Below are 10994 nucleotides of genomic sequence, written 5' to 3'. Positions count from 1 at the left end.
ACGTTATATCACCTGGAAACCATGCGCATAAGGATCATCATCATCTATCTTGATGGTGTTGTATCCGTAAACTTTAGCCCAGCCTTCTACACTCGGTATAATGGCATCAAAATCATTGATCTTAACCACATCCTCAACCTTACCAATAAACTTACTGCCGATGATACTTTCGTGAATAAAAGGCTCACCCACTTTCAACTTACCTTTGGCAAACCATTGCGCCATACGGGCCGAAGTACCGGTTCCGCAAGGAGATCTGTCGATAGCTTTATCGCCATACAATACCGCATTACGGGCAGTTGCATCTGCCGATAGTGTAGCACCTGCCCAAAGGATATGAGTACAGGTATTGATAGTAGGATCCTGCGGATGCACGAACTGATATTTTTCGTTGATGCGTTTACGCAGCACCTGGCTCCAGGCTATCAGCTGTCCTGCGGTATAATCTTCAATGCCTTTAAAGTTAGGCTGAGGATCAACAATAGCATAGTAGTTACCGCCGTATGATACATCAATGGTAAGCGCACCTAAATCAGGGCATTCAACCTGTAAATCAGTCGCTGCAAGATAAGCTGCCACGTTCCTTAATTTTACAGAGGTTACTTTTTTGCCCTCCTGCTTGTACTCAATAAGCACAAGACCGGCAGGTGCTTCCATGCGTACTATACCCGGGGTTTTAGGCTGGATCAGCCCTTCCTCAATAGCTATGGTGATGGTGCCAATAGTTCCGTGACCGCACATGGGTAAACAGCCGCTGGTTTCAATGAACAAAACAGCAACATCATTTTCCGGATCATGAGGCGGATACAAGATACTGCCCGACATCATATCATGGCCACGGGGTTCAAACATTAAGCCTGTCCTGATCCAGTCGTACTCTTTTAAAAAGTGCTGACGTTTTTGGCTCATGTTATCCCCTTTAAGCGTAGGACCGCCGCCGGCCACCAACCTTACAGGATTGCCACAGGTATGGGCGTCAACACAAAAGAATGTTTTACTTGCCATATGTTATTATAACGCTACTTCGGTTAATTTACCCCAGCTGCCTACAGGCAATTCAGGCCTTACAGCAAGTGCATCATTTATAATTTTTTGAACTTTTTCGCGCTCAGCACCAATTAATGGTAAACGCGGCGCACGCACATTTTCGGTACCTATACCGGTTGCAACTTCGGCCAGTTTAATGTACTGTACCAGTTTAGGATGAATATCCAGCTCAAGTACAGGTAAAAACCAACGGTAGATAGTCAAAGCCTCATCATACCTTTTTGCTTTAACCAAACGATAAATGGCAACGGTTTCTTTAGGGAAAGCATCAACCAAACCTGCAACCCAGCCATCAGCACCCATCACAAGGCTTTCCATAGCCAGCGGATCAACACCGGTAAAGATCTTGTATCTGTCGCCAAAACGGTTGATCATACGGGTAACGTTTGATACATCACGGGTTGATTCTTTTACTGCCTGGATATTATCATAAGCAGCAAGCTCGGCAAACATATCTAAAGTAACTTCAATCTTATAATCAACAGGATTATTGTAGATCATGATTGGCAGTTCGGTACTTTTTGCAATAGTTGTAAGGTAAGCAACGGTTTCGCGGGCTTCGCTATTGTAACGCATCGGTGGCAATAACATCAGGCCGTCGGCTCCTTTATCAAGTGCTTTTTGAGCATAAGCAACAGCCGCTTTGGTAGTTTGCTCGGCAATATTTAATATAACAGGAACTTTTCCTTCAACAAACTCAACAGTGTGGGCAAGCAAAGCGAATTTCTCATCATCGCTTAAAACGCTTGCTTCGCCTAATGAGCCGCCCAATATAAATCCGTCAACACCGGCTTCAAGCTGGGCGTTCAGGTTTATATCAAAAGCATCAAAATCAAGCTCGTCATTATCTGTAAATTTAGTAGTTACTGCAGGGAGTACGCCTTTCCAATCAAAATTTATCATTGTATATTATTTTTCACAAAATTAAAATAGTACTTATTATCGTTTATTTAACAATTTAGCAGACACTAACCGTATTTTAACATATAATGCCACTTACGGACAAGTTGCCTGCTAAATAACGCCTATTGTGCATCCCACCAAACCCTGTCGGTAAGCTTAGCACTTTGCTGCGGCTGCGGGTTTGCAGTCATCTCCGACTGAGGATACAACACCCTGCGCGGAATATCCGACAAGGCATTTTTAACCTTGGTTAACGCCGGATAGCCTGTACGCCTCCAATCGGTATAGTTTTCCATTGAAAGGAAGTTAGCTACAACCTTTTCCTCAATGATCAGCTGCATGGCGTTGGCACTGGTCAATGTTCCCCTCGAAGCCAAATACTTGGTTACATCAACATCGGCAATACCCAGTTTCGACATGTGTGATTTAACCGCCAGTAAATAAACCGGTTGCGCTGCAGTAGCACCGGATATTACAAATGTAGCTTCAGCTTTTAAAAATAACGCTTCGGAGTAAGTAACAATATAGTTATTTGAGCTTGCACTTGCATAAAAAGCACCACCTAATGAATATGATTCCAAACTACCAATATCGTCCGAGCCGATCACCCTTCCAGTATATAAACCACCTTCAATTGCAGGAGCTACCATTTTTGATACGCGGGGATCTTTCCTGGTTGCAAAACCATCAACAAAGGTTGATGCCAGTACCAGCGTTGAACCCGGCAAAAAGTTTTGCTGCCATGGGTTTTCAGCACCTGCTGCACCGCTGAAAGGCATTTTCATATCATCATCATTACTCGCCATACCGTTTTCAAGAGCAGTAAGGGCCAGTTGCGCCTGCGCTGCTGCTGTATGCCCCGGAGCCTTGGTCAAGTGCATATAATAACGCGCCTTTAATGTATAAGCAGCCTTTTTCCATTTCTTCATATCGCCGGTGTAGTAAAAATCATCCCCCGTGGGTACTGCAACTGTGTTTTTGGCAATATCAGCAATAGCATTATCCAGCAGGGTTTGGATCTGCGCATAAACAGATTCCTGGCTATCATAAGTAGGGGCAACATTAGCAATACCTTGAAAGCCTTTTGAGTAAGGCACATCGCCCCAGGCATCGGTTGCCGAGCCAAGTGTGTAGGCAAGCAAGATCTTAGATATACCTGCATAATTGGCGTTGCCATCGGCCTCTGCTTTTTTGTTTAGCAAAACAAGGTTGTTCATTACCTGCGTATAAAAATTATACCAGTCGCCATCCATATCCTGGTGATACATGAGGTAAGTACCAAAGTTTGGCGGTACCTGGTTTAAGGCTATGACCTGTAGGTACTGTTGTAATACAATTGCAAGATTACCACCGCCGGCAGCGGTAATGTTTTGTGATATGGCTGCTTCTACCGGGGCAAGGACCTGCGCTTCCTTCACATCTACAGGCCTGTTGGGGTCCTGGTTTACATCAATGTATTTTTTACAGCCCGTAAAGCTTACCAACGCGCATGTTATTAACGTTATATATTTATTTTTCATGACAATTTCTTATTAATGATTTAAATTACAGGGTAACTTTCAGGCTAAAATCAACTGATCTTGAAGTTGGGGTCGAGAATGAATAGATCCCTTGTGACCCGTTTTGTGAGCCAAACGAACTAACTTCGGGGTCGCCGCCGGTAAAATGCGGAGCGTGGATCCAAAGGTTACGGCCGGTTACGCTAAATGTTGCTGATTTAAAGGGGCTTTTGCTTAACCATGATGGTTTTAAAGTATAGCCTAAACTTACGTTACGCAGTTTTACGTAGCTGCCATCCTGAACAACAGATTCTAAAACGCCGTTTGCACGCTGATAATAAGCCTGTCCATTTACAGCTATGGTGTTTGGCTGACCGGTAGTAGCATTTACGCCATCAACCACCCTTAAGCCACGGTTTTCGGTAACTTTTGGTGTACCATAAAAATAGCCATAGCCATCAACGTTGTTCTGGATATCGCCTCCGCGTTTGATATCAAAAAAGAAACTGAAGTTAAATTGTTTGTACCTGAAATTGTTGTTGATACCACCAAGCCAGTTAGGATTAATATTACCTACTATGCCTTGTGTATCATCGGCATACGGTAAACCAGAATCATCAATCAATAATTTACCAGCCGCGTTACGGGCGTAACGGGTACCATATATAACACCATAAGGCTGCCCAACAATAACATTGGTAAAGGTATTGGTAATCATTGAAAGGTTTTTATCAAGATAAAGTACTTTGTTCCTGTTACGAGTAAAATTCAAGGTAAGGTCCCAGTTAAAATCGCGGCTCTTTACTGGCGTAACATTTAACAAAATTTCGATACCCCTGTTACGCATTATAGCCGAATTCACACTTGTGTAAGCATAACCTGTTGACGGAGCAAGGGCCACTTGTGAAATAATGCCGTCAATTGTTTTTTTGCTGTAGAATGAGGCTTCAAGGCTGATACGATTATTAAAAAAACCAGCTTCAAGTCCTGCTTCAAACTCGTTGATACGTTCGTTTTTCAGATTGGGGTTACCAAGTACATCACTTTTCAAAAAGCCGGCCTGTCCTGCATAAGGGAATATAATATTACGTATAGTTGCGCTGTTATATGGTGTTAATAAACTGTATGCACCGATGTTGCCATCATTACCAACAGTACCATATGAAACCCTTACTTTACCCAGGTTCATTACTTTAGAAAATTCCGGGCTGAAAAATTCTGAGAAGATAAAGCTACCAGCGGCAGAGCCATACGGATAAAAGCTATGATCTTTTGATAGTACCGAGTTGCCATCATACCTTCCTGTTAACGATAATAGCAGGAAGCGTTTATATTCGATATTTGATTGCAGGTAAAAACCGACTTTGCGTTGTAAGGAAGAATTCTCTTTATAAGTAACAGTTGATGCCGAAGCCATGTTGTACAAACCAGGTACAGTGAGGCCAACGCCGTTTGCATAGGTATATTCATTATAGTTTGAGATCAGGTTATTACCCAATACAACATCTACATTAAAATCACCAAATTGCTTATTGGCGCTGATCAACAGGTCGTTGTTGTACTGACGATAGTTAATATTCTGATCAACGAGCCTGCCATTAGGATTTGATACCGATTGGGTTGATTCATGGTACCTGTCCATTTCAGTGTAAATATCGGCGCCAAACCTTTCAGTAATGGTTAACCATGACAGGGGTTTATAATCGGCAGTAAAAGTTGGTAAAAACCTGTTAACGCCCGAATGGTTTTTGATGTTATCCAACACCCAATATGGGTTATTCCTGGAAAAACGGTATAAACGCTGGGTACCATCGGCATTTAAATAAGGCTGCAAATTATACGAGACCGGCGCTGTAAAAATAGTCCAAACCGGGCTTTCCAACGCGTAACCTTCCGGCAACCTGTCATTTTGCGAATTGGAATAGTTTAATTGAAAAGTAGTATTCAGGTTTTTAAGCACCTGCGCACTATATTTCGCAAAGAATGTATTACGCAAAAATTTGGTTGTTGGTACTGTACCCTGCTGGTTGAAATTAGAGTACGAAACCAGGTAAGCGGAATTGTCATTGCCACCGCCTATGTTTACAGTATTGTTATAAGTATGCCCGGTTTTAAAGAACAGATCAGACTGGTTATAAACTTTTGCAGGCTGCCCGTTTATTTTCAGGGTATCCATTTCGGCTCCCCATGAAGTGCTTGTTTTTTGATTTACACCATCATAGTAAATACCGTTTGTGCCTTGCGAATACTTGCTTTGAATTTGCGGCAATAATGGATTTTCAAAAGAAAAATCAGATGTAAAAGTTATAAGTGGCTTTTTATTCAGGCCACCGCTTTTAGTTGTGATGATAATAACGCCATTTGCTCCTTTTGAGCCATAAAGCGCGGTAGCAGCTGCGCCCTTCAATACGTTGGTACTGGCTATAATAGATGGATCAATATCGGCAATACGGTTAGTTCCCGGCCCTGAGTTAAGATTACCTGTTTCTGCGTTATCAACCGGCACACCATCAATTACCATTAAAGGCTCATTAGTACCGTAAATTGAAGATCCACCACGGATTACGATCCTTGCCGAACTTCCCGGCGTACCCGATGAGCTTGTTACCTGCACACCGGCTACTTTACCAGCTAAGGCATTTACCAGGTTGGGTTCCTTTGATTGCACAAGCGCGTCGCCTTTAATTTCCTGGGTACTGTAAGTTAGTATCCTTTTGTCGCGTTTTATACCCAAAGCGGTAACAACAACTTCGTTAAGCACCTTATTGTCTTCAACTAAAGCTACATTAACTTGCGTTTGGCCAGTTAACTTAACTTCATGCCCGGTAAACCCAATGGCAGTTACAACTAATGTTCCTTGCCCGGTATAATTAAGGCTGAACAAACCACCGGCATTGGTAACAGAGCCTGTGCTTGTATTTTTTATTCTAACAGAAGCGCCGGCTATAGGCTCGCCCTTCTCGTCGGTTACCTTTCCTTTTAGTGTTACCGTTTGTGCGTAAGTGCTGTAACAAAACACAAACACACTTAGTAAAGGCAAAATGAACCTCTTTAGTAATTGTTTAAACTTCATAAATTAAATTTTGGGGTTAAAGACTATTTATTACACGCTGTATTTCAGACACGTAAAACTATCCGCACACCGCCCCTTATTTTTTTATGAAATTTGCCAATACTACCCGTATCTTAACATTCCTGTTACAATAGCATTAATTTGATATTATATTTATGTATAAAGCTGTTAAAGCGTTAATATATTGACAGTTAATTGACAATACCGTTAAGAAACTTACTTTAAAAGGCCAACGCGTTAAAAAAACGGATAAAATCCTGCTATCAACTGCAAAATATCATTTAAAATAATTGTGTAAAGCACACTAATTTAGTTGATAATTATTCTTACAGTTACACAACTATTATCATGCTCATAAAAAAGTGGTTTAAATTGAACTTATGCCTTGTGGCCTGCTTAGCCGGGGCACAAACAATACAGGCGCAATCCTACGTACCCGAATGGAACGACACCCGTATAAAAATAAAACCGGTGGTTCCGGTTAAAGCTTATTCATTTAATTTAAAGGATGTTCAATTATTGGCGAGCCCTTTTAAAAAAGCCATGGAGGTTGATGCCTCTTACTTATTATCTATAGAACCCGACAGGTTACTTTCGGCCTTCCGCTCACATTCGGGCCTCAAACCCAAAGGTAAAATGTATGAAGGCTGGGAATCATCAGGTTTGGCCGGCCATACCATGGGGCATTACCTGTCGGCCATTTCCATGCACTATGCATCAACCCGTAACCCTGAATTTTTAAAACGTGTAAACTATATAGTTAAAGAACTTGATGAATGCCAGGTAGCCCGTAAAACCGGTTACGTAGGTGCCATCCCAAAAGAAGATACCGTTTGGGCCGAGGTTGCCAAAGGCGATATCCGTTCACGCGGTTTCGACCTGAACGGCGGCTGGTCGCCATGGTATACGGTGCACAAGGTTATGGCAGGTTTGCTTGATGCTTATTTATATTGCAATAATGCAGAGGCCTTAAAAGTCTGTAAAGGCATGGCCGACTGGACAGGCGAAACCATCAAAAACCTTGATGACGAAAAGCTGCAAAAAATGTTGCTATGCGAATACGGCGGCATGGCCGAAACATTGGTCAATCTTTACTCCATAAACGGCGATAAAAAATACCTGGAGCTATCGTACAAATTTTATGATAAAAAGATCCTTGATCCGCTGTCGCAAAAACAGGATATACTGCCGGGCAAACACTCCAACACCCAGATCCCTAAAATTATAGCGAGTGCACGCAGGTATGAGCTTACCGGCGATAAAAAGGACAAAGTCATTGCCGATTTCTTTTGGGAAACCATAGTTAACCACCATTCTTATGCTACGGGCGGTAACAGTAATTATGAATACCTGAGCGATGCAGACAAGCTGAACGATAAGCTTACCGAAAACACCACCGAAACCTGCAACACTTACAACATGCTGAAATTAACCCGGCATTTGTTTGCAGTTGAGCCATCTGCGATGCTGATGGATTATTATGAAAAAGCATTGTATAACCATATCCTTGCCTCTCAAAATCACGCTGACGGCATGATGTGTTATTTTGTACCGCTAAGGATGGGTGGAACCAAACATTACAGTACACCGTTTGATGATTTTACCTGCTGCGTTGGCTCGGGTATGGAAAACCACGTTAAATACAACGAAAGCATCTATTTTAAAGGTGCTGACGGCAGCTTATATGTTAACCTATTCATTCCATCGGTGCTTAACTGGACATCAAAAGGTTTATCGGTAAAGCAGGAAAGCAGTTTCCCTAATGATGATCATATCTCATTTACAGTGAACACCAAAAAGCTGGTTACGCTGGCTATCCGCATCCGCAAACCAAAATGGACTAATAACGCTACCATCAGCATCAACGGAAAAATTCAAAATGCAACTACCGACGACCAGGGTTATATCGTTTTAAACCGTAAATGGAGCAACAACGATAAAATTGAATTTACAACTCCCGAAAAGCTTTATACCGAAGCTATGCCCGATAATGCCAACAGGCGCGCCGTATTTTACGGCCCTGTATTGCTTGCAGGCGTGTTGGGCAATACCGAGCCTGATCCATTGAAAGGTGTTCCTGTGTTTGTGACCAGCGAAACCGATCCTAACCAGTGGCTGCAGATGGTTGATAAAAAACAGTTAAGCTTCCGCACGGTGAATATTTCAAAGCCTGAAGAAGTTACTTTGATCCCTTTCAATCAAACCCAAAATGAATACTATTCGGTTTATTGGGACGTATTCACACCACAGACCTGGGTTGTACAGCAAAAAGCTTACGACGAGCAAAAGAAAAAACAACAGGAGCTGGAAGCCCGTACCATGGATATTTTACGGATAGGTGAAATGCAACCAGAACGCGACCATAACTTCAGCGGTGAAAACGCTATTACCGGCGAAGACCACCAAAAGAAATGGCGGTCGACAGAGAACGGCGGCTACCTGCAATACGAAATGAAGGTTGATGCCAATGCTCAAAATACCCTCATCAACAGCTATTGGGGCATGGATAACCGCGGCAGAAAATTTGATATCCTGATTGATGGCGTAAAACTGGCTACCGAAGATCTGAACCAGTACAAGGAAAGCCGCTTTTATGATATCAGCTATACCCTTCCTATCGAACTAACAAAAGGCAAACAAAAAGTTACCGTAAAACTGCTGCCGCAAAAAGAGAATAGTGCAGGCCCTGTTTATGGCAGCCGGATGGTTAAAAACTAAGCAATAATCAACAAAGAAATTAAAGATCATGATCAATACAAAAAAAACGGCCTGTTTCCTTTCCCTGTCGTTGGCAGCGCTCACAAGCCCATTATTGGCTCAACAGAAGGATTATCCCATCCAGCCGGTTGCATTTACCAGTGTACATGTAAATGATAACTTCTGGCAGCCTAAAATGGAGGTAAATGCTACAGTTACCATTCCGTATGTACTGGCGCAATGTAAAGCCAATGGCCGCATGGATAACTTTTTACGTGCAGCAAAAAAACTGGATGGCGACAAATTAAGCGAGTTTCCGTTTGATGATACCGATGTATACAAGGCAATTGAGGGTGCATCTTATTCCATGCAAAACAAAAAGAACCCTCAGCTTGATAAAGCCATTGATAGCCTCATCACGATTATCGGTGCAGCCCAGGAGCCTGATGGTTACCTATATACTTTCAGGACGGTTAACGCTAAAAAACCACATGAATGGATAGGCGACAAACGCTGGGTCAACGAAGAAATATTGAGCCATGAGTTATACGATTGCGGCCACCTGTATGAAGCAGCCGTTGCACACTTCCAGGCAACCGGTAAACGCACGCTGCTTAACATCGCCATAAAAAATGCCGACCTATTGGTTAAAACCTTCGGACCGGGTAAAATTGAAGAATACCCGGGTCACCAGATAGTGGAGATCGGTCTGTCAAAAATGTACCGGGTTACCGGCAACAAGCAATACCTTGACCTGGCTAAATTCTTTTTAGATGTTCGCGGTCCTAAAGGCGATGCTTACAACCAGGCTGACAAAAAAGTAGTTGACCAGCATGAAGCCGAAGGTCACGCCGTACGCGCCGCTTATATGTACACCGGCATGGCAGATATTGCCGCGCTGACAGGTAATACCCAATACCTGGCAGCTATTGATGATATCTGGAGTGATGTAGTAACTAAAAAACTGTACATAACCGGCGGTATTGGTGCAACCGGTGCCGGCGAAGCTTTTGGCGATGCGTATCAGCTGCCTAACATGTCGGCCTATGCCGAAACTTGTGCAGCCATTGGCAACGTTTACTGGAACAACAGGATGTTTTTGCTGCACGGCGATTCAAAGTATATCGACGTGCTGGAAAGAACACTTTATAATGGCCTGCTCTCGGGCGTATCGCTTAGCGGTAACAGGTTCTTTTACCCAAACCCGCTGGCTTCCATGTTCCAGCATCAGCGCAGTGCCTGGATCAGCTGTGCCTGCTGTATCAGCAACATGACCCGCTTTTTACCTTCATTGCCGGGTTACGTTTATGCTAAAAATAATAACGACCTGTACATTAACCTGTTCATGAGCAACTCAAGTAATATCAAACTTACCGAGGGCAACGTGAACATTGTACAGCAAACGGATTACCCATGGAAAGGCAGGGTTGATATTACCGTTAACCCAGATAAAGCCGGCGAATTTACTTTGAGGGTACGCATTCCGGGTTGGGCTAAGCAACAACCTGTACCGGGCGATCTGTACACCTTTATGGATAAAAAATCCTTCCCGCTTACGCTGATGATCAACGGGCAGGCAAAATCATTTGAAACCGAAAAAGGTTATGCAGTATTGAAACGCAGCTGGAAAAAAGGCGATAAAGTTTCCCTTTTATTACCAATGGAAACTGAAAAAGTGCTGGCTAACCCGCAGGTTAAGGACGACAGGGGCAGATTTGCCTTCGAGCGCGGCCCTATTGTTTATTGCCTTGAAGGCCCTGACAACAAGGACAGCC

At 43.0% G+C, this 10994-nt stretch carries 6 protein-coding genes; 2 read left to right on the top strand and 4 right to left on the bottom strand.

All coding sequences use genetic code 11. From position 1 onward, the window contains the following. Positions 1–3: 3 nt before the first annotated feature. The 4 genes from VF500_RS24120 to VF500_RS24105 form a co-directional block, all read right to left on the bottom strand. On the bottom strand, positions 4–1005 hold the full coding sequence (locus VF500_RS24120) for a 4-hydroxyproline epimerase (RefSeq protein ID WP_330862119.1): 1002 nt from the start codon (positions 1003–1005) through the stop codon (positions 4–6). A gap of 6 nt (positions 1006–1011) precedes the next feature. Further along, on the bottom strand, positions 1012–1950 hold the full coding sequence (locus VF500_RS24115) for a dihydrodipicolinate synthase family protein (RefSeq protein WP_330862118.1): 939 nt from the start codon (positions 1948–1950) through the stop codon (positions 1012–1014). Positions 1951–2072: 122 nt separating this feature from the next. Continuing rightward, complete coding sequence (locus tag VF500_RS24110; protein ID WP_330862117.1) at positions 2073–3470, bottom strand: SusD/RagB family nutrient-binding outer membrane lipoprotein; 1398 nt, start codon at positions 3468–3470, stop codon at positions 2073–2075. Between the two features lie 25 nt (positions 3471–3495). Further along, positions 3496–6522, bottom strand: a complete 3027-nt coding sequence (locus VF500_RS24105) for a SusC/RagA family TonB-linked outer membrane protein (protein WP_330862116.1) — start codon at positions 6520–6522, stop codon at positions 3496–3498. A 348-nt stretch (positions 6523–6870) separates the two neighbouring features. Here VF500_RS24105 and VF500_RS24100 point away from each other — a divergent pair, with 348 nt between their 5' ends. Together VF500_RS24100 and VF500_RS24095 are read left to right on the top strand one after the other, a co-directional pair. Then, positions 6871–9240, top strand: coding sequence for a beta-L-arabinofuranosidase domain-containing protein (locus VF500_RS24100; protein ID WP_330862115.1), 2370 nt, complete (start codon positions 6871–6873; stop codon positions 9238–9240). 28 nt (positions 9241–9268) lie between these two features. Beyond that, positions 9269–10994 (top strand): glycoside hydrolase family 127 protein (locus VF500_RS24095; protein WP_330862114.1); only part of this gene is annotated, 1726 nt, incomplete at its 3' end.

It is taken from the genome of Mucilaginibacter sp., assembly GCF_036383575.1.
GTDB lineage: Bacteria > Bacteroidota > Bacteroidia > Sphingobacteriales > Sphingobacteriaceae > Mucilaginibacter.
This window is presented reverse-complemented; position numbering and strand designations above follow the sequence as displayed.

Bases quoted from the DNA above. Each gene is read 5' to 3' on its own strand.
- VF500_RS24120 (WP_330862119.1), bottom strand. From the start codon at position 1,005: ATGGCAAGTAAAACATTCTTTTGTGTTGACGCCCATACCTGTGGCAAT.
- VF500_RS24115 (WP_330862118.1), bottom strand. From the start codon at position 1,950: ATGATAAATTTTGATTGGAAAGGCGTACTCCCTGCAGTAACTACTAAA.
- VF500_RS24110 (WP_330862117.1), bottom strand. From the start codon at position 3,470: ATGAAAAATAAATATATAACGTTAATAACATGCGCGTTGGTAAGCTTT.
- VF500_RS24105 (WP_330862116.1), bottom strand. From the start codon at position 6,522: ATGAAGTTTAAACAATTACTAAAGAGGTTCATTTTGCCTTTACTAAGT.
- VF500_RS24100 (WP_330862115.1), top strand. From the start codon at position 6,871: ATGCTCATAAAAAAGTGGTTTAAATTGAACTTATGCCTTGTGGCCTGC.